This window comes from Sphingomonas sp. TDK1, assembly GCF_001650735.1.
Classification (GTDB): domain Bacteria; phylum Pseudomonadota; class Alphaproteobacteria; order Sphingomonadales; family Sphingomonadaceae; genus Sphingomonas.
Genome location: NZ_LXVY01000028.1, coordinates 26,979 through 45,801, shown reverse-complemented (window position 1 = coordinate 45,801; position 18,823 = coordinate 26,979). Strand labels below are relative to the sequence as shown.

Below are 18,823 nucleotides of genomic sequence, written 5' to 3'. Positions count from 1 at the left end.
CTCTTCGAGGCGTGTCACCAGATCGACGGTGTTGAAGTAGCGGGCGCGAGCGCCCCTTCGCACGACATTGGCGGTGATCGCGATGGCGAGGTGGGTCTTGCCTGTCCCCGTGCCGCCGACCAGCACGATATTGCGGCGAGGCGGGAGGAAGGAGCCATCGTGAAGGGAGCGGATCATCTCCTCATTGATCGGTGTGCCCTCGAAGCTGAACCGCTCCAGGTCCTTCACCACGGGCAGCCTCGCAGCCGTCATCCGATAGCGGATGGAGGCTGCATCCCGGTGGGTCGCCTCAGCACGGAGCAGGTCGGTCAGTATCTCCATGGTGGTGCGCTTGCGCTGGAGGCCGGTGGTGACCGCCTCGTCGAACGCCGCCGCCATGCCCTTGAGTCCGAGGCCGCGCATCGTGTCGATCATATCATGCCGCTGCATCATAGCCTCGCAGCAGATCATAGCGGGCACAGTCGGCGAGCGGAGGATGCTGCAGCATCCGGTCTTCCGAAGTGACGATGCTGTGGGGTGTCGCCGGCTCGCGGCGCCGGGAGAGGATGTTGAGGATCAGCTCGTCGCTGGCCGTTCCGTTCGCCAACGCTTCGCGCACGGCAGCCTCTACCGGCTCCAGGCCATCGGTGAGCACCGCCGAGAGGACCCGCACGAACCTGCGATCGGCCTCGTCCCCGGTGCCGAGCCTTCGCCGTAATCGGTGCAGGGCGGGCGGCAGATCCCAGTCCTGGAACGGTGCGCCGTTACGCAGCGCGCCGGGCTTGTGCGCGAGGACCGGCAGATAATGCCAGGGATCGTATATCGTGCGGTTCCGACCGAAGTGGCGCTCATGCTCCCCGACGATCGCATCGCCGCAGCGTATGACGATGCGATCGGCATAGGAGCGCACCTGAACGGTCCGGCGTGCGGCCGTCGACATGACCGAGTAGCGGTTGCGATCGAAGCTGATGAGGCAGGTGCCGGTGACGGCATGCTCGCTCTCATGGAAGCCGTCGAACGGTGCCAGGATCGGCTGCAGGGCCGGTCGCTCCATATCCAGCGCCTCGGCGACGGTAATATCCCCGCGTTCGGGATGGGCATGATGCTCGGCCCAGCGCCGGCACTCGGCCTCCAGCCACCCGTTGAGCTCGGCCAGGCTGGCGAACCGGAGCCGCGGCTGGAAGAAGCGGCCTCGGATTGTCTGGACCTGCTGCTCGACCTGGCCCTTCTCCCATCCCGCCGCCGGCGAGCAGGCGGTCGGCTCGACCATGTAATGATCGGTCATGATCAGGAAGCGGCGGTTGAACACACGCTCCTTGCCGGTGAACACGGCCGTCACCGCCGTCTTCATATTATCGTAGATACCGCGTCGCGGCACACCGCCGAAGAACGCGAACGCCCGGGCATGGGCATCGAACAGCATCTCCTGGCCCTCGCGCGGATAGGCCCGGACATAGGGTGCGCGCGAGTCGCAGAGACGCATATGCGCCACCTTCACCCGCATCGGCTTGCCGGCGATCTCCACATCCTCGTGGCTCCAGTCGAACTGGTAGGCCTCACCCGGCTGGAAGGTCATCGGGATGAACGCCGGTGCGCCTTCGCCAGCATCCTTCCGCCGCGCAGCACGCCAGCGCGCCGCATAGCGGCGCACCGCATCATAGGATCCATCGAACCCCTCGCGCACCAGCAGGTCATGGATACGCGTCATCCGTAGCCGATCGCGGCGGCCGCGACCTTCGTTCTCCTCAAGCAGCGCATCGAGACGATCCTGATAAGGACCGATCCGCGGCAGCGGCTGGACTTTGCGCTGATAGTTGAACGCCGCCTCCGGCGACCGGATCGCTTTGCGGACGACCTTCCGCGACAAACGAAGGTCACGAGCGATCGCCTTGATCGCCTTACCCGCTGCATGCTCACGCCGAATCCGAACCACTGTCTCCACGATCAACATCCCGTTCTCGCCAACTGATCAAAACCAGTCGGCCGACTAAATCCCCGGGATGAAGGGGTCCTTTTTGCACGCCGATCACCCCACGAAGGGGGTGCCTATTGCACGCTGATCCTCAGTGCTGAACTACGGTCTGCGCGAAGATCAGGGGATCGAGATCGTCGGCCGGGCGGGCCAGTACTACGCGGGTGACGGCGAGAGCTACCAGATCGCCGGCAACGCCGGCCTCAAAGGCACTTGGGGCTTCATCAGCGCAACCGCCGAATACGTCGACGAGGGCCAGACCAGCCGCGGTGTCACGCGACCGTCGGCGGCCAATTTCGCGCAGAACTTCCCCGCGCTCGCGTCGCAACTGCCGAACTTTCCCGGACCGGTGCAGATCTGGGGCAATTCGCCCATGCACGGGTTCAAATCGGTGGTGAACGCCGCGATCAACGTCACCGACAACAGCAAGCTCTACGCGTTCGGCAATTACGCCGAGAGTAAGGGCAACCAGAGCTTCAACTACCGCGCTCCCGTATCGAGCACCGCGGTCGACACCAATGGCGTGGTGCGCAACCAGGGCGCGAACGGCGCCTTCAACAACACCTTCTTCCTGACGCCGTGTCCAACCGGCAACGCTACTTGCCCTGCAGGCGGCTTCGTGCGCGACACCAACACCTTCCGTTTCGCCAACCTCTATCCGGCAGGCTTCACGCCGCGCTTCGTCGGCAAGTCGCAAGAGATCTACGGCGTAGTCGGCTACAAGGGGACGAGCGGCGACTTCAGCTACGACTTGTCGGGCACCTGGGCGCGAAACAAGCTGGCGCTGTCGATGTACAGCTCGGCCAACTTCTCCTTCGGTCCCGCGACCCAGACCAGTTTCGACTTCGGCGATCTGATCCAGAAGGAAGTGAACGCCAACGCCGACTTCACCTATGCCGCTGACCTCGGGCTCGCAGCGCCACTGACGATCTCGTTCGGTGGTGAATTCCGCAAGGAAACCTACGAGCAGACTGCCGGAGACGAGCAATCCTATGCCGCCGGTCCTTACGCGGTCGCGCAGCGGCTCTACACGCAGACCGCGCCCGGCGTGTACGCCTTCTCCGGCACGACCGCCGCGCAGGGTGTCGGTGCGAGCGGCTATGCCGGCACCAGCCCGCAGACAGCGGGCAAGTTCAGCCAGAAAGCCTATGGCCTGTACGTCGGGCTCGAGACCGATCTGACCGAAGCGCTGACGGTCGGTGCAGCCGGCCGCTACGAGCATTATAACACCTTCGGCGACGCCTGGGTCGGTAAGGTCAACGCGCTCTACAAATTCGCTGACGCCTTCTCTGTCCGCGGCAGCATCGGCACCGGCTTCCACGCGCCTTCGCCCGGTCAATCCAACGTCTCGATTGTGACGACCTCGTTCAACAACGGCGTCGCATTCCAGAGCGGCACCTACCCGACCAACACCGCAGTGGCGCAATATTACGGCGCGAGCGATCTGACGCCGGAGAAGTCGACCAACTACGGCGCTGGCTTCATCCTGGAACCGGTCGCCAACATGACGATCACGGTTGACGGCTATCAGATCGATCTGCGCAACCGCATCGGCCTCACCTCGCCGTTCATCGTCACCGCGGCCGATCTCGCCGCGCAGCCCGCTCTGCTCCCAGTCGGCGTCGGCGGGCAGGTGCAATATTTCACCAACGGGTTCAAGACGCGCACCCGCGGCATCGATGTCGTCGGCACCTGGCGCACGACGCTGAGCGAAGCACTGCTCAACTTTTCGATCGCGTACAATTACAATGATACCAAGGTCGTCGACTACAACACGCGGATCATCAGCGCGGCGCAGCTGATCGATGCCGAGAATTTAGCACCCAAGCACCGTGTGGTATTCAATGGCAATTGGTCGCTCGACAACCTGAGCTTCAACGTGCGCGAGAACTATTATAGCTCGTTCACCAGTGCGCAGGATTACGGTCAGACCAACGGCGTGCCTAATCAGCGTTTCGGCGGCAAGTTCACCACCGACCTCGAGCTGAGCTATACCTTTGCCGACCATTTCACGCTGGCAGTCGGTGCGCAGAATTTCACCGACGAACGGCCCGATCGGCTCGCTCCGACCGCGACCGTGCAGATCTATCCGCTAACCGGCGGGACCTCTGATGGTCAGGTATACCCGCGAAATGGCGGCCCCTTCGGATTCAACGGCGGCTTCTACTATACGCGTCTGCGCGTGAAGTACTGACAAGCAGCGGTGAGGCGGATCGGTCCGTCTCACCGCTTCTCATGGGACAAGACGTGAAGCTTACTCCACGCACCGCCACGATCGACGATCTGGACGCCCTCAAGATCACGATCCGCCGCGCCATCGACCAGCTGCAATCAGGTTTTCTGACACCTGATCAGATCCGTGCCAGCCATCAGGTAATGGGTTTGGACACGCAACTGCTGCGGGATGGTACCTACTTCATGCTGCTCGACGGGGACACGATCGCGGGCTGTGGCGGGTGGAGTTACCGCAAGACGCTGTTCGGAGGAGACGCGAGCATCGTGGCCCGAGAGCCCGAACGCCTCGATCCGGCGATCGATGCGGCGCGGATCCGTGCGATGTACACTGACCCTGGCTATGTTCGGCGCGGCCTCGGCCGCATGATCTTAGACTTGTGCGAGAGCGCCGCGCGCACCGCCGGTTTCGTTCGCTCAGAGATGATGGCTACGCTGGCGGGGGAGCCGCTCTACACGGCGTGCGGATACCGGCGACTGGAGGCGCCGATCGCTGCAGCAGCAGCAGATGGCGTGTCGGTACCGCTAGTCCGGATGGGCAAGTCACTGCAGTGATGTCGCAAAATAGCGACATACGAGACGCTCGGAACTCAGGACTTTGGTGTGGCTTTCAGCGGTAAATGTCACGAATGTCAGCACTAGGTGACGCCGATGACGAGGGTGCTGCGGGCGGCTTCCACGACATCCTCGCTGATGGTTGCGAGGCCGTTGATCTTCAGCACGCGCTCGATCTGCACGAACAGGCGGTGCAGTAGCCGGAAATTGCCACCTGTGATCCGAACGATGGCCGCGACCGCTTGCGCGTCGGTGAAATCGGCGTCGTCGAGGGCAAGGCCGAGGTCGCGCCAGCGGCGGGTCAGCACGAAGGTCAGCTCCGCATCCTGCAACGGCCGATATTGGTGGGCGAAGCCGACCCGGCTGAAGAGCTGGGGATAGCGCGCCATGCGCTTTTCGATACCGGGCATCCCGATCAGGATGAGCCCGATCCCCTGCCGATCGAACACGTCACGCATGTATTCCAGCGCCGTCGTCGACAGGCGCTCGGCTTCATCGACGATCACCATTTCGACGTAGCGGGTATGACGACTGACATAACGGACCTGTCCGACTTTCTGAGGCCGGACGTGTTCGTCGATGCAATGGTCCACTCGGTCGAGCAGCCGGGGCAGATCCTGCCGCAGTTCGCGCAACGTGCTGCCGACCGAAGGTGTGTAGAAAACCGCACGTGCCTGAGCGAGGTGGGCATAGATTTCCAGGTCGGATGGATCGCGTGGTCCCCAAACGGTGAGCAGGGGCGCAGCCTTGTGCCATCGGGCATACCGGCAGGCCGAGAGCGTTTTGCCGACGCCCGCTGGGCCATGACACAGGCCGATGTAGCGATGCTTCCGAACGGCGTCGGCGAACTCGATGAAGCGGCGGTGCTCTTGGGTCGAGATGAAGCTGGTCGCGCGCGTACTGCCGGCGGTCATCAGTCGCCCTCATAATAGGTGCGTAGCTTCGGCCGGCTTGGTGGCGGCGCCGGAGTCGCTGCGGAGACCGGCGCCAATTCAGGCAATCGCGCCGGTTTCGCGATCGGAGCCGGAGTGCGCAGGATCGCTGGAAGATAGTCTATAACGCTCGATTGCTTCTCCCTGATCTCCTGCCGCAGGCGACGCCGATGCGCGATCCGCGCCGCCTGGATGTCCTTTAGGGTGACACTGTTCGCGGCATGATCCGCATCGATCGCCCGGCACAGGAACACGTTGCGATGGAACACGCGGACTTCGCCCATGTCGCGGGGGTCGTAGCGGATCGTCACCGGCTCGCCGACGTAGGCTGCCAGCGTCGGATCGAAGTAGCGCAATCCCTCGAAGCGGATGCCGTCGCGGTGAACGGTGCGGGGCTTGGCGACCATGACCAGCAGCATGTCCAGTTCGGCAAGCGTCTCCGGCATCCGGGGCAACCAGCCATCGCCCCGCCATGCGGCTATCGGTGCCGCCCCGATCGAACGGTGGGGACGCGCATTATAGGTCGAGATGATCCAGGCGCCGATCGCCGCGTCCAGTTCGGCCAGTGAAAGGGCCGGTGGGGATACCGTCTTGCCGGCGCGCAGGTTGCCGGGGAGTTCGGCCAGCAGTTCGGTGTTGATGGTCCGGAACAGCCGCTCGATCTTGCCACGCCCCTGCGGACGGGCGACGGCTGAGTAGATCAGCCTGATACGCAGATCGGCCGCGGCCTGTTCGAGGTGGAGGCTGGTGAAGTCCGATCCGTGATCGACGTGCAGCACATCGGGAATGCCGCACACCGGCCATGCCGGATCGGCCTTGCGCCAGATGGCCTGGCGCAGCGCGAGCGACGTATTGAGCGCGGATGGCGCGCCGAGAAACACCATGTAGCCTGCGATCACGCGGGAATGATCGTCCACCACCGTCGTCAGCCACGGCCGTGTCGGCCTGCCACGAGCATCGAGGATGAGGATGTCGAGTTCGGTGTGGTCGGCCTGCCAGATCGCGTTCGGGCGATCGGCGCGATGACGATGGACCATCTCGTATTTGTCGCGGAAAGCGGCAGCGCCCTCATGCGCGAGCGTCAGCATCGCAGGATCGATCCGGCGCACGATATCGCGAACGCTGCCGTAGGACGGCGTGTGCCATCCATATTCGCTAGCGACATGCACAACGCGACGATGGATGGTTGCGATCGAGGCCGGCGGCTTCGTCAGCGCCATGCCCTGGATCAGTTGGACCAGACCCTCCGGGAACGTCCGTGTGCCAGCTTCCGGACGAAGCGGCCGCGCGAGGCCCATTGGACCGTTGGCGGTATAGCGAGCGAGCCATCGCTGGACGGTGCGCAGCGAAACACCGGCATCGGCCGCGACTTTGGCCAGCGACGCGCCACCATGCAGATGGGCGCGAAGTGCCGCCATTCGCCGCGCCACCTCCGCGCCTCCTGTCTCCGATCTTCGACCATCCGCCATGGTGATCGCCCCCTGTCCGATAGAGGATCGTTCAGCGGACTCGGCCGGTCGATCTCCAACAGCACGGAAAGCGGCCGAAAGCCGAGTCTCACATAGATGGTACCATATGTTTTGCGGTGATGGGGCCTTATACGTTACACTCCGGCTATGACGCACACGCTGATCGGCTATGCCCGCTGCTCGACCGACAAACAGGACCTTGCCGCCCAGCATGACGCGCTGCTCAAGCTCGGGGTGGCGGCCGATCGCATCTACACCGACAAGGGGCTCACCGGCACGAACCGGGATCGCCCCGGCCTCGACCAAGCACTAGCCGCAGTACGAAGCGGCGACACGCTGGTAGTGCCCAAGCTTGACCGGCTCGCGCGATCAGTTCCGGACGCGCGCGCGATCGGGGACGGCCTTGCTGCCCGTGGGGTGAAGCTACAGCTTGGTGCCAGCGTCCACGATCCGGCTGACCCGATGGGTAAGCTGTTCTTCAACATCCTTGCCACCTTTGCCGAGTTCGAGGCGGACCTCATCAAGCTCCGCACCCGCGAGGGCATGGCGGTCGCCCGCGCTAAGGGGAAGCTGCGTGGGAAGAAGCCCAAGCTGTCCGATCGGCAGCAGAAGGAGCTTCGTCGCATGTACGATACCGACGACTACTCGATCAGCGACCTCGCCGAGCTGTTCTCGATTTCCCGGCCGACCGTTTATCGAACGCTCGGCAGGCATGCTGCCACAGCGGCGGCAGCGGCATGAATCTCACCGAACAACAAGATGCGAGTAGTGCTCGCCGCTTCGACTTCATCCTTCGCCAAGGGCTGTGGCTGGTTTCACTTCTAGCATCCATCACGCTGCCCGTTGTTTACTTTTCACGTCCGTTTGCGCCGGTTACACCCGGCCTCACCAGTATTCTCGGTTGGGGTAGCCTCTTAGGCGTGATAGCTGGCTTGGGGTCTGCGGCTTTTTATGTTCCTCTGATGCGGCGTCAGTCTACCATTGGCCGCATCGGTTATTGGCTTACCTCGGCCATGATGGGTGCTTTCGCCGGTTGGGCAGCACTGGGTCTGCTGAATGACCGTGGTGGCACCCCTCTCGGAGATGTCGAACTGCCGATCGCCCGCGTCGAGCAGGCAGGTGATCAGTTCAGCATTTATACTATGCTACCTTCCTCACCCTCAAATATTATGCGGATATCATCGACCGAAATCATTGGCCTTCCTGTTGCCGGCCAATGCCTGTTCGGCAGATTGCGACGTGGTCTGTTCGCGGCTTCCTGGCTGTCGCGCCTTTCGGTTACGTCATGTTCGGCAAAGCGAGGTGAAGCAGGAACGAACGTGCTGATGCCGATAAATCGATGGATGGACTGGCGCTGGCACAAACCACGATCCTTCAGGCTGGACGGATCTCACCAAGCCTATGATGAGGCCCTTCCTCAGAGCGCAACGTGCCGGACCGAGCGGGAAAGCTGGCTTTATCAGTGCTTCCCCAAAGGAGCAGGCCGCAGGAGGCGACAATCAGTGATGTCACTTCGTGACATTTACCGCTGAAAGCTACAAAGTGCCCTCCCTCACCTTCTGTGATCCTGGCTGGGGTTCGTTTTCGGGAACGGCTGGAAGCGCCCATGATCGACCGCGCAACAGCGAACCGATGGTCGGGAGCTAACGGTCGAGAGTTGACGCTGGATCAGGTTGATGGCTTTTGGACTTGCCCCGCTTAAGTGGAGAGGCATTTGCTCAGCGTGACGCGGTTCGTTCGAACTGCGCGGGGCTGATGTAGTCGAGCGCGGAGTGACGCCGGATCGGGTTGTAGAATCCATCGATATAGCGGGCAATGGCCTGCTTGGCCTGGTCACGGGTGTAGAAGACCGTCCGCCAGACGAGTTCGGATTTGATCGTCTTGAAGAACGTCTCGACCATCGCGTTATCGTAGCAATTCCCCTTGCCGGACATGGAGATGCGGATGCCGTGGCGACGCAGCTCGGCCTGGTACTCCACGGAACAATATTGGCTGCCGCGGTCCGAATGATGAATGAGCCCTTGGGGCGGACGCCGCAGGACGAGGGCCTTGCGCAGCGCCGCCAGCGCGAGATCGCGGTGCAGCCGGTCGCCGACAGCCCAGCCGACGACGCGACGGGAGAACAGGTCGATGACCACGGCCAGATAGAGCCACCCCTCTCTGGTCCAGACATACGAGATGTCGACGCCCCACTTCTGGTTGGGCGCGGTCGCGGTGAAATCCTGGTCGATGATGTTCGGCGCGATCGGCCAGGCGTGTTCGCTGTCGGTCGTCCGTTTGAACCGGCGCTTCTGCCGGGCGCGCAGGCCGTTCTCGCGCATCAGCCGCGCCGTGCGACGCCGCCCGATGGCAAAGCCATCATCCTGCAACTCGCGCGTCATGCGTGGACTGCCGTACGTGCCGTTCGACAGCGCGAACCCCGAGCGGACATGCGCCAGCATCACCATGTCGTCGCGCTGGCGCCGACTGGCCGGGCGATCCTTCCAGGCGAAATAGCCGCTCTGGCTGACGCCGAGTACCTGGCAGAGGCGGTGGACCGGGAAATCCTTTCTCGCCCGATCGATGAGCGTGAACTTCATCGACTTCCCTCCCGGGCGAAAAAAGCGGTCGCCCGCTTCAGTATGTCACGCTCCTGCCGGAGGATCTCGTTCTCCCGCCGAAGCCGCTTCAACTCGGCAGCCATATCTGCCTGCGGCGCTTGACCGGGTGCCTCCACCAAACGATCCCGGCTGCGGCCGATCCAGCGCACCAGCGTCGATAGCCCGACACCCAGATCCTCCGCTATCTCCCGTTGCGTGCGTCCACTGGTCGCCACCAGTCGGACCGCTTCCTCCTCGAATTCCTTCGTGAAACGTCGCTGCTTCGTCATCGAGTTCGCCTTTCACCTCAAGGGAACTCTCCACTTTTCCGGGGCAAGTCCATTTTCGCTTCCAACGAACCGAGATCAACATCAAATTGATTGAGCGCTTTCACAAACTTGGTGCTTCGAACAACATCGCTCGGGGTGCATTGCTTCAGCGGCACCACATCGAAGCCTGGATCACTTCCGAGGACCGAGGCTTCCTTTTGCTTCAACGCCTCGATCCGCTTCTCAAACCGACGACGAAATATACGACCTTGCTGTTTCGCGACCTGTCGGTCGCAGGAGTAGGCACCCCGCTGGTATGGGTCGAGGTAGTAGAGTTCTTCGCTAATCCGGCGAGGCTTCGCGACATCGGCGCCGCTCACCGTTTGCATTGCCAAAGCGAGTGTTAGCTCAAATATCAATTCAACCTCGCGCAAAGCTCATTCCGCACTAGCACAGAACCGTAAACGACCGCTTTCCTGTCAAACTCGGACATTCCCAAAAGACCATCCCATGCGAGACGGGATCGCTATGCGTTGGGGTGTCATTCCGCCCCCAACCGGACCCGGCCACCAGCGGCGCATTTTTCAACAGCCCCTACCGTTTCGCGCATCGTGGCCGCGCACCGCCAGCAGCAAGGAGAGTGAGTATGAAGCGCGGCCATGACCTGTCCGGCATCATGAAGTTCGCCACATCGCCCGCCTGGGCCGACCATTTGCGCGATGCCCTGGACGATCATCTTGGACCGGCGATGGAGGAATTCGAGTTCGAGTTCGAAGACCTTGTCGAGATCGTCAGCGACCATTGGGCCGGCGTACTGTGGGGATGCGCGTTCGAAGATCTCCTGACGCGGACCGTCGAACCCGGCGCGCTGAACCTCGTCGACGATTATATCCGACGTCGCGGCTGGAATGAGGCCGGCCCCGCCAAGCTCTATATGCGTGCGCTGCAATCTTCGGTCATGAGCCTCTACGAGGTCAGCGACGTCGAGGCTGGCAGCGGATTTCTTGTTCGTGATCTCATCCGGGGCGGTGACGCGGTCCGCGTCACCGAACGCAGCGCCTCGCAGACGCTCAAACAATGGGACAGGATCGGTACGCGGGTCGTCATTGTGGGCGGAAAGCATCTCCTATCGGGTGGGGTGCTATCGTTCACGATGGAGGCAACCGACGCTCTCATGGCCGATCTTCGGCGCGTGGAGGGAAAGCGCAGTCCGTGCAGCCAGCTGGCGCTCACCGACGCCAAGCTGCGCGCGCTTCCTTCACTCCTCAGTACGGCATGGCTGTTCGACGTCGTGCCCCGGGCAATGGGTGCGATGACCGTACCGACGCTGCACAACGGCGATGGTGAGGAAGTGGTGTTCCACCGCGTCCGGTTCCCCTTTGCGCGGGGCGCAACCCATGCGCTGATCGGCGACCAGCTCGATCTTTTGCCAGCCATGCAGCGCGAAACTTCGCATGTCTGGAACTGGCTTGGCGAAAAAACGACATCGACCCGGAAGGGCACAGGCCACATGGCCTGGGGTGTGACGATGATGGACGGCACGCCGGTGCTGGGCAATATCGAGCTGAAAGGGCGCGCGCTGATCCTGGCCGTTACCTCCGCCGAGCGTGCGGCACGCGGCACGGCCCTCCTGGCAGACACATTGGGCGACTTGGTCGGCACGCCGCTTAGCACGATCGAGACTGTCGAACAGGCCATGACCGCACATCGTGAAAACCGGCCTGAGCCGGCACCAGCCATCGCGCCTGAGGTGGCAACCCCACTCGTCCATGCCATGCTCGATCGTCAGTATCGCGCTACGCTGGACGAGCCCGTCGGCATGCTAGGCGACATCACGCCGCGCGCTGCAGCCCGGACCGCAGCGGGCCGCCAACGTCTTTCGGCATGGCTGAAGCATCTGGAGAACCGCAGCGGCAGTCAGCCGGATCCGAATGATCCGATGGCCACTTACGATTTCACCTGGATGTGGCGAGAACTCGGTATCGAGAAGCTGCGCAAATAGCGCTTCGATCCCCGCAAAAACTGGCAGGCACCAGCCGGTGTCGGCCTACCGTGAGTCTGTGTCCAAATAATGCACAGGGGCCATCTGGCGGGTCTGATTTAACACGGACGAGAACCTGAGGTCTTGTCCAGTCGCGAGGTGCGCCATTGCAGTGGGACATTTGCGAATGTCGGCCTCTAGCCACTCCAGTCCCGCCTTATCGAGCAAACGGAGCAGGGCATCATCGCTTTGCGGCGGTGACTTTGCGATCATGGCAAATAGTCGCTGCCCGCGGACTCGCGCCCTTGGCGGTTTGCCTACGTAGGGTGAACGGACCATCCGGGCTATCAGGCGATCTCCGCATGTCCGGCGTGCCTCGCCTAGGTCGGCATCGGTGCAGCCCCTACGGACTGCGATCGCGTAAACCGGAAAGCCGTAATCGTCTCCCAGGTAGCGGACCGCCATTGCCGGTTCGGACCGTTCGGGAAAGAAGCGGACCGGGTCGAATGCAAGTGCGCGAGTCCGTTCCTGGAAATCGTATGCCCGCGGAGCGTCCTGTGCCGCCAAGGGCGCGGCTTGGCCGAGGACGAGCGCAGCGGCGATGCAGGCAGATCGGATCATGCTCATACATCACACGGCCTGTCCGGGCTGCATAGCCAGTTTCGCTGGCGTCGCGAATGCCGCCTACCCCCAACCCAGTCAGTCCACTTAGGGTGTCATTTCGCCCTCAGCCGGAACCGACCCCAGTAAGTTTTTATTATTACAAATATATTCAGCTTTTTCTACTAAGCAGAATTGGAGCTCCTGATTATTAGCTTTATTAGTATTTTGCTTTCCCTAACCATAGCTCTGCTTGTAGATTTACTCTGGCGAGCAGAAGCGAGAGCTGGCAAAATATTGTTAACAGCCGTTACGATGGCTACACTGATCGTCGCAATTGGGTTCGCTCAGGTAGGCTCATCCGAACAAACGGACCCTTTAGTTCCTTGGATTGCCATCTTGTCAGCGACGCTCCTGTTAAAGTGGCTTCATACCATATTCCGGGAAACGGACGGAAAATGACGCAATTCCTCTGCTTGGGGGGACCCGGATACCGTCTAAGGTTATTAGGGGCCGGACCGCTTTTTCGGGATGCGCTGTCTTACGTTGAGCAGACCTACATATTCATCTAGCATCGCGATACGCCCTGCCTGCCGACACACGGTGCCGGCGATGGGGGTCAGCAAGGTTTTCAGCGCCGTTGACCCTTGAAACGCTAAACGCTCCGGTCCGTTAAGGCCGCGCTTCTCTCTGCCCGTCGCCTCGAAACAATGTTGAGCGCTTCGACCGCAGCAGAAAATGCCATCGCGGCGTAAATGTAGCCTTGTCAGCGATTGAGGCCGGGTTAGGAGTATCAGTTCTGCCGATCAGCACGACGGGGGCACATGCCGTTCGCACCAGCCCCATCTTCGCTGCAGAAGCACCACTAGTACTGTCTGTCTATGCGTGGGAAGCTGGAGGAGCGACGGGCGAACTGGTTGCCGCGATGACCGATGTCATATCCGAGCGAGACTGTTGAAAAACGCGTGCTTGCGACGGCGATGGAGGCGTGATTCACTCTTGGCAGACGGCAAGGGATCACGGACATGATGGGACGGCAGGTGGCACAGGGCGCGCTGTTCTACGGCTTCCGGCTTGATGAGCATGTGCCGGTTGACCACCTGCTCCGACGCATCGACGGCGTGTTGGACTTCGGCTTCGTGCGCGAGGCACTGGCGTCGAGCTACAGCGCGAGTGGGCGACCCTCGATCGACCCGGAGCTGATGCTCAGGATGCTGCTGGTTGGCTATCTGTTCGGCATCCGCTCGGAACGGCGTTTGTGCGAGGAGGTGCACCTCAACCTCGCCTATCGTTGGTTCTGCCGGCTTGATCTGGCCGACCGGGTGCCCGACCACTCCACCTTCTCCAAGAACCGGCACGGCCGCTTCCGCACCTGCGACCTGCATCGCCTGCTGTTCGAGCAGGTGGTCGCACGATGCGCCGTGGCCGGGCTAGTGGCGGGGCGCGACGTGGCGGTGGACGGCAGCACGATCATGGCCGACGCCAGCCGCGAGAAGAAGCTGAAGGGGGCCGACGCCGCAGACGAGCTTCGTGGCAGGGAAAGCATATCGCGACCCGTCGCCGAATACCTGGCGGCGCTCGATGCCGCGTTGCCGCCGGGCCCCGACGAACCGGCGCCCGTCGATCCGACCAGCATATCGCCGACCGACCCGCAGGCGGCGCTCACCTGCAAGCACGGACCGGCGCGATACGCATACGCCATCAACCCCCTGCTTGACCTCGACACCGACTGCATCCTCGACGTGGAGGCCACGCCCGCCCGCTTCGCAGCCGAGGTGGCGGCGACCCGGACGCTGGTGTCACGCGCCGGCATCAGGCTGGGCATCGAACCCGCCAGTCTCTCGGCCGACAAGGCGTATGGTAGCGGTCCGCTGCTCCGCTGGCTGATCGACCGGAACATCACGCCATACATCCCGGTCATCGACCGGACCCGCCAGCGGGACGCCTTCTTCACCCGGGATGCCTTCCGCTACGACCGGGAAGCGGATGCCTACCGCTGTCCGGCGGACAAGCTGCTCGGCTATTGCGGCACCAACCGGACCAAGCAGGTGCGCGTCTACCGAAGCCGGCCGGCCGATTGCGCCGCCTGCGAGCTGAAGCCGCAATGCACCATCGGTCCGAAGCGGGGTGTCACCCGGCTCGTCAGCGAGGAAGCCCGCGATACCGTGCGCGCCCTTGCCGGCACCAAGGCCTATGTGCACGCACGGCGTCGAAGACAGCGGATCGAGCGCGTGTTCGGCCATCTGAAACGCAACCTGGGGCTACGAACGCTCAAGCTGCGGGGCCTGTCAGGAGCCGCCGAGGAGTTCACCATGGCTGCCGCGGCATACAACCTTCAGTTGCTCGCCCGGCAGGCCGCGGCGGCCTGATACGCGGCGTATCCCCGGTGGCCGGCGTCACCAGCCATCCGCCACGCCGATTTCGCGCAAGCCTTTTTCAACGGTCTCGAGCGCTAACGAGAGCTAAGCCTCAAGCCAGGCATGCTCTCAAAAACCGAGCGTATATCTGGGTCCGTTCTATGTACCGACCCCTTTATTGCAGTTCCAGGCGATCATCATTGCGAGCCGCTACATCTATCGATCCGTTCAGAAGCCGTTAACCATTCCAGTCGGTCCAGGTTCCCGTATTCGTTAGCGGTTGAGGTTGAAGGGCATAAAGATTGACCATGGCCTTAGATCGACGACAGATGCTGCAACTCGGGACCCTGATTGCCGGTGGATGGGCCGTCAGCTCAGTCCTGAAACGAACTGCACCGATCGGCCGGGATGTCGCTAATCCCGAGGCACTGGCGGCTATCTTCGACGACCGAAGATCTCCTGCGAGTGGCCCGCCTACAGCGTCGCTCCGTTTGGCGGCCTTTACCGACTATCGATGCCCTGCGTGCAGGCGTGCATTCCCGGCCATGGAGGAAGCGATCCTGAGCGACGGAGATGTCCGCGTCATCTACAAGGACTGGCCAATTTTCGGACCGCCCTCGGAGCGCGCTGCGCAAGTTGCGCTCGCAAGTGCCGAGCAGGGTATTTACCCGGCGGTTCACAAGCAGCTCATGATCGACAGCAGAACCATCAGCGACAGCGTTTTGCAAGATATCGTCGAAAAAGCAGGCGGTAATTGGAAGCGTATAAGTGCTTACCTAGTATCACACGACCAGCAGATCATGGCGCAGCTGCGTGCCAATGGGGCGCAGGCTCTCACCCTCGGGCTGGCGGGGACACCGGGCTACCTTGCCGGATCGGTGCTGGTAGTGGGCGCTATCGACAAAGCTGATTTCCTTAGGCTGTTCGCGCGCGCACGCAGTTCGAGGAAATGATATTGGACTGCACACCTACCGATCTGGTTTTTGTTAAATTGCCATGCTCATTATGTCTTTGTACGCTGAGAGAACCTTATTGCGCACTTGCAGCGTCGCCTCAAACCCGATTGAAGCCGCTTGCCGGGCAAGCATAACCTTTGCGATATCGGTGGTTTCGCCCCGTTCATAGGCGACCGTCAACGCCCCGGCCTTTGCACCTGTTTCGTTTACTTTTAGCACCTGTTCTACAATTGTCGATGCGAAGCTGCTATTCGCTCCAGTAGCCGAGCCAACTGAGCCAGGGCCTTCAACTTTTTGCAGCACTTGGCTCATGGCCGCATCAAACGTAGGCCTTGCAATCCCGCCAGCGCTTGCCGGCGACGCCGCACTGCTGTTGACGACATTTCGGAGGGCGGAATTCCGGTCGAGAACCGCACTTCGCAAGGCCATGACATCACTGACCGAAATATTGCTCACAACAATCTCCCAAGCGAAACGGTAGCTGGGAAGCGTTACGAGATGGTTAAAAAACCTTAGGACAGATTGCCGATGTTTTAAGGGGACCGGCGCAGCCGCGTTGCTCGGGGCGAAGAGGCTTGCCGGTCTGCTCGTGTGCGCCTCTGGAACGTGCACCGCCGAAGAACCCTGAGGGGTAAGCTTCGCCGTCGCGTAAAATAAGATGCGGCCTGTCATGTTCAGACAACCTTGGGGTCGGCCCGCGGTTGGGGATCACGAGATGGCCTGTGTTGCAACGCATCGCGCCGAACGAACGGCGGAAGAGCGATCACGGTCCTTTCATATCCTCAACGTTCTACGCGGTCTCGCCGCTATGAGCGTCATCACCTTGCATTATCCGCAAGCCTTTGCGCCTTTCGTAGCGAGCGGAGCATACCTTGCCGTTGACCTGTTTTTTGTCATGAGCGGCTTCGTGCTCGCCCGCGCTTACGATGTAAGGCTTCAAGACGGAATGGGTGGCAGAGCGTTCATCGTCACTCGGCTGATACGCCTTTACCCATTCTATATCCTGGCCCTGGCGCTGGGCACCGTTGAATTAGCATACTATTATCGAAACGATCATCTCGCAGCAGAGATAATACTGTCCAGCGTCTTCAACTTCGTGATGTTGCCATCGCCGCCTGTGGGCATCCCCTACCAACCGCTGTTTCCTGCCAACTTCGTAGCTTGGACTCTTTCATTCGAGCTGTTCGCGAACGCTGCTTACGGCTTTGGTTTTGGGGTTCTAACTCACAAACGACTGGGAGTGATCGTTGGTATATCGGGTTTGATGCTTTTGGCATTGGCGCTCGTTCGCGGCAATCTCAATGGAGGAGCATATTGGCCTGATGCTCATCTTGCCGCAATCAGGGTCACCTTTTCATTCTTTGTCGGAGTTTTGATTCATCGCGCGCGGGAGACAGGAAAACTAGCACCGCTATTTTCCGTGAATTTACCCCAAATCATCATCATCGCAATCACGGTCGGTGCCCTTGGTTCACCCATATCACCTGTTTTGCGGGGGTTATTCGATGCGGCCTGCGTGCTGCTCGTCTTTCCACTGATTGTAGCCGCTTCGATTGGACGCAACCCTGTACCAAGCCGAGGAATGTGCGCTTTCCTCGGGGAAATTTCTTATCCCATCTATGTCTTGCAAATCCCCGTCTTCAGGATTGGGGTAATGGGCCTGCCCAAACTTCTACCAGGTCTGCCGCAATTACCCGCTCCCTGGTCCGGGATTCTCCTGCTGGCTGCACTCTGCACCGCGTCCTGGTTCATGGCCACGCGCATCGATATCCCGCTGAGGCGCCGGTTGAACGCTGCGGTACTGCGGCATCTCCAACCTGGGTAGAGGCTTAACCCCACTATTCATGAGGCCACCGCTCTGGGTTCGTCCGAGCATGATTTGTCGGTCGCCGGGTGATCAGGGCAAGCGCCTCCGGCGGCGTTTTTTCACCGCGTCAGGATCAATGGGCTTTTCGAGGTTGAAGGACGAGGGCTTGGGCTTTCGGCGGCACTGCCGGGCTAGTTATGTGGGTGCCGGCCGGAGGCCGGTGGCAATGGCTCTGAACAGGCTGGCATCGGGGCAGGCTGACGCGAAGGCGACGCGGATGCGCGTAGCGGTTTCGATGACGCGGGCGGCGACCTTGAGCAATCGCAGGCGCAGCGTTGCGAACTCGGCAACGGCGAGCGGGGCAGCCTTCGGGATTTCCTGCTGGATGCGCCACACGAGCCAGTAGGCGGCGGTGTGCAGGATGATGCGCATCTGGTTGGCGTTGGCAGATCGGCACGAGGTACGATCGCTGGCGAGCTGGGTCTTGTGGCGCTTGATCAGGTTCTCGGCGTTGCCGCGAGCGCAGTAGAGGGTGTCGTAGATTTGCTCAGCCGAGCCTTCGGCCAGCGAGGTGACGACATAGCGGATATCCATGCCCAGCGTGCTGGCCTCGATCCGGGCGACGACGCGGCGCTGGCACTTCCAGCTCTTCGCGCCGTAGCGGGTCTCGGCATAGTTGCGCAGGACCGGGTATTGGCGCTGAGCCCGCTTAACCGCGCAGGCATCAGCGGCAGCGACGATTTCGGGATCAGCACGCAGCGCGGCGTTGGTTGGCAGGCCGAACACGTAATCGACGCCGGCCGGCTCGCAAAAGGCCATGACCTCGGGTCGGCCATAGTGCCCGTCGCCGCGGATGGTGATGTGCGTTTCGGGCCAGTGCCGGCGCAGATGGCGCACCAGGCGCCGGATGTGGCCGGCAGCTTCGGCGCCCGACGGTGTCTTGCCGGTGCGCAGTAGCATCGCCACCGGTCGGCCGGTGGCAGTGTCGTAGACATGGATCGGCAGGAAGCAGCGCTCGCCATGATGCCCGTTCCAGAAGGAGAGCTGCTGATAGCCATGAACAACATCACAGGTGTCATCGATATCCAGCGTCACCGCCGCCGGCGCGGCAGGGTAACTGGCGCAGTAGATGTCG

16 protein-coding genes are annotated in these 18,823 nt (G+C 61.8%); 8 read left to right on the top strand and 8 right to left on the bottom strand.

What is annotated here, in order from left to right:
* Nucleotides 1-429 (bottom strand): ATP-binding protein (locus A7X12_RS15580; RefSeq protein ID WP_198162048.1); only part of this gene is annotated, 429 nt, incomplete at its 3' end.
* Nucleotides 416-1,930, bottom strand: a complete 1,515-nt coding sequence (gene istA / locus A7X12_RS15575) for an IS21 family transposase (protein ID WP_021238707.1) — start codon at nucleotides 1,928-1,930, stop codon at nucleotides 416-418. The genes A7X12_RS15580 and istA, both read right to left, overlap by 14 nt.
* Before the next feature lie 115 nt (nucleotides 1,931-2,045).
* Here istA and A7X12_RS15570 point away from each other — a divergent pair, with 115 nt between their 5' ends.
* Together A7X12_RS15570 and A7X12_RS15565 are read left to right on the top strand one after the other, a co-directional pair.
* The gene (locus A7X12_RS15570; protein WP_232318538.1) at nucleotides 2,046-4,145 is read left to right on the top strand and encodes a TonB-dependent receptor plug domain-containing protein; all 2,100 of its coding nucleotides are present in this window, start codon (nucleotides 2,046-2,048) and stop codon (nucleotides 4,143-4,145) included.
* 41 nt (nucleotides 4,146-4,186) lie between these two features.
* Complete coding sequence (locus A7X12_RS15565) at nucleotides 4,187-4,738, top strand: GNAT family N-acetyltransferase (RefSeq protein ID WP_010408831.1); 552 nt, start codon at nucleotides 4,187-4,189, stop codon at nucleotides 4,736-4,738.
* Nucleotides 4,739-4,821: 83 nt separating this feature from the next.
* Here the strand turns inward: A7X12_RS15565 and A7X12_RS15560 are convergent, their stop codons facing one another.
* Nucleotides 4,822-5,652 (bottom strand): AAA family ATPase, encoded by an 831-nt coding sequence (locus A7X12_RS15560; RefSeq protein WP_007406871.1) that lies wholly within the window; start codon nucleotides 5,650-5,652, stop codon nucleotides 4,822-4,824.
* Complete coding sequence (locus tag A7X12_RS15555) at nucleotides 5,652-7,139, bottom strand: Mu transposase C-terminal domain-containing protein (RefSeq protein ID WP_064312474.1); 1,488 nt, start codon at nucleotides 7,137-7,139, stop codon at nucleotides 5,652-5,654. The genes A7X12_RS15560 and A7X12_RS15555 overlap by 1 nt, the downstream gene beginning before the upstream one ends.
* Before the next feature lie 147 nt (nucleotides 7,140-7,286).
* On the opposite strand from A7X12_RS15555, the gene A7X12_RS15550 reads away from it, so the two are divergent.
* Nucleotides 7,287-7,880, top strand: a complete 594-nt coding sequence (locus tag A7X12_RS15550) for a recombinase family protein (RefSeq protein WP_007406866.1) — start codon at nucleotides 7,287-7,289, stop codon at nucleotides 7,878-7,880.
* Complete coding sequence (locus A7X12_RS25625) at nucleotides 7,877-8,671, top strand: hypothetical protein (protein WP_130119994.1); 795 nt, start codon at nucleotides 7,877-7,879, stop codon at nucleotides 8,669-8,671. Before A7X12_RS15550 ends, A7X12_RS25625 begins: the two co-directional genes overlap by 4 nt.
* 186 nt (nucleotides 8,672-8,857) lie before the next feature.
* Here A7X12_RS25625 and A7X12_RS15545 read toward each other — a convergent pair.
* Together A7X12_RS15545 and A7X12_RS15535 are read right to left on the bottom strand one after the other, a co-directional pair.
* Nucleotides 8,858-10,008 (bottom strand): IS3 family transposase gene (locus A7X12_RS15545; RefSeq protein WP_156844008.1). Its coding sequence is split into 2 segments (ribosomal slippage): nucleotides 8,858-9,744 and nucleotides 9,744-10,008, totalling 1,152 coding nucleotides; the frame shifts between segments, so codons are not numbered across the junction.
* Between the two features lie 17 nt (nucleotides 10,009-10,025).
* Nucleotides 10,026-10,421: a hypothetical protein gene (locus A7X12_RS15535; protein ID WP_198162046.1), complete on the bottom strand. Its 396-nt coding sequence runs from the start codon at nucleotides 10,419-10,421 to the stop codon at nucleotides 10,026-10,028.
* A 278-nt stretch (nucleotides 10,422-10,699) separates the two neighbouring features.
* On the opposite strand from A7X12_RS15535, the gene A7X12_RS15530 reads away from it, so the two are divergent.
* The 3 genes from A7X12_RS15530 to A7X12_RS15515 all read left to right on the top strand — a co-directional run bounded on the left by A7X12_RS15530 (nucleotide 10,700) and on the right by A7X12_RS15515 (nucleotide 15,878).
* Nucleotides 10,700-11,989 (top strand): hypothetical protein, encoded by a 1,290-nt coding sequence (locus tag A7X12_RS15530; RefSeq protein ID WP_232318535.1) that lies wholly within the window; start codon nucleotides 10,700-10,702, stop codon nucleotides 11,987-11,989.
* Nucleotides 11,990-13,593: 1,604 nt separating this feature from the next.
* Complete coding sequence (locus tag A7X12_RS15520) at nucleotides 13,594-14,937, top strand: IS1182 family transposase (RefSeq protein WP_016510730.1); 1,344 nt, start codon at nucleotides 13,594-13,596, stop codon at nucleotides 14,935-14,937.
* A gap of 296 nt (nucleotides 14,938-15,233) precedes the next feature.
* Nucleotides 15,234-15,878 carry a DsbA family protein gene (locus tag A7X12_RS15515; RefSeq protein ID WP_035386738.1) on the top strand — a complete coding sequence of 215 codons (645 nt, stop codon included), beginning with the start codon at nucleotides 15,234-15,236 and terminating at the stop codon, nucleotides 15,876-15,878.
* A gap of 33 nt (nucleotides 15,879-15,911) precedes the next feature.
* Here the strand turns inward: A7X12_RS15515 and A7X12_RS15510 are convergent, their stop codons facing one another.
* On the bottom strand, nucleotides 15,912-16,337 hold the full coding sequence (locus tag A7X12_RS15510; RefSeq protein WP_035386739.1) for a flagellar hook-basal body complex protein FliE: 426 nt from the start codon (nucleotides 16,335-16,337) through the stop codon (nucleotides 15,912-15,914).
* Nucleotides 16,338-16,596: 259 nt separating this feature from the next.
* On the opposite strand from A7X12_RS15510, the gene A7X12_RS15505 reads away from it, so the two are divergent.
* On the top strand, nucleotides 16,597-17,706 hold the full coding sequence (locus tag A7X12_RS15505; protein WP_232318534.1) for an acyltransferase family protein: 1,110 nt from the start codon (nucleotides 16,597-16,599) through the stop codon (nucleotides 17,704-17,706).
* Between the two features lie 177 nt (nucleotides 17,707-17,883).
* Here A7X12_RS15505 and A7X12_RS15500 read toward each other — a convergent pair.
* On the bottom strand, nucleotides 17,884-18,823 hold a 940-nt coding region (locus tag A7X12_RS15500; protein WP_064312471.1), incomplete at its 5' end, for an IS1380 family transposase.

Excerpts from the sequence above, each read along its gene's own strand:
- A7X12_RS15515 (WP_035386738.1), top strand. The coding sequence starts at position 15,234 with ATGGCCTTAGATCGACGACAGATGCTGCAACTCGGGACCCTGATTGCC.
- A7X12_RS15565 (WP_010408831.1), top strand. The coding sequence starts at position 4,187 with ATGGGACAAGACGTGAAGCTTACTCCACGCACCGCCACGATCGACGAT.
- A7X12_RS15560 (WP_007406871.1), bottom strand. The coding sequence starts at position 5,652 with ATGACCGCCGGCAGTACGCGCGCGACCAGCTTCATCTCGACCCAAGAG.
- A7X12_RS15505 (WP_232318534.1), top strand. The coding sequence starts at position 16,597 with ATGGCCTGTGTTGCAACGCATCGCGCCGAACGAACGGCGGAAGAGCGA.
- A7X12_RS15555 (WP_064312474.1), bottom strand. The coding sequence starts at position 7,139 with ATGGCGGATGGTCGAAGATCGGAGACAGGAGGCGCGGAGGTGGCGCGG.
- istA (WP_021238707.1), bottom strand. The coding sequence starts at position 1,930 with ATGTTGATCGTGGAGACAGTGGTTCGGATTCGGCGTGAGCATGCAGCG.
- A7X12_RS15520 (WP_016510730.1), top strand. The coding sequence starts at position 13,594 with ATGATGGGACGGCAGGTGGCACAGGGCGCGCTGTTCTACGGCTTCCGG.
- A7X12_RS25625 (WP_130119994.1), top strand. The coding sequence starts at position 7,877 with ATGAATCTCACCGAACAACAAGATGCGAGTAGTGCTCGCCGCTTCGAC.
- A7X12_RS15550 (WP_007406866.1), top strand. The coding sequence starts at position 7,287 with ATGACGCACACGCTGATCGGCTATGCCCGCTGCTCGACCGACAAACAG.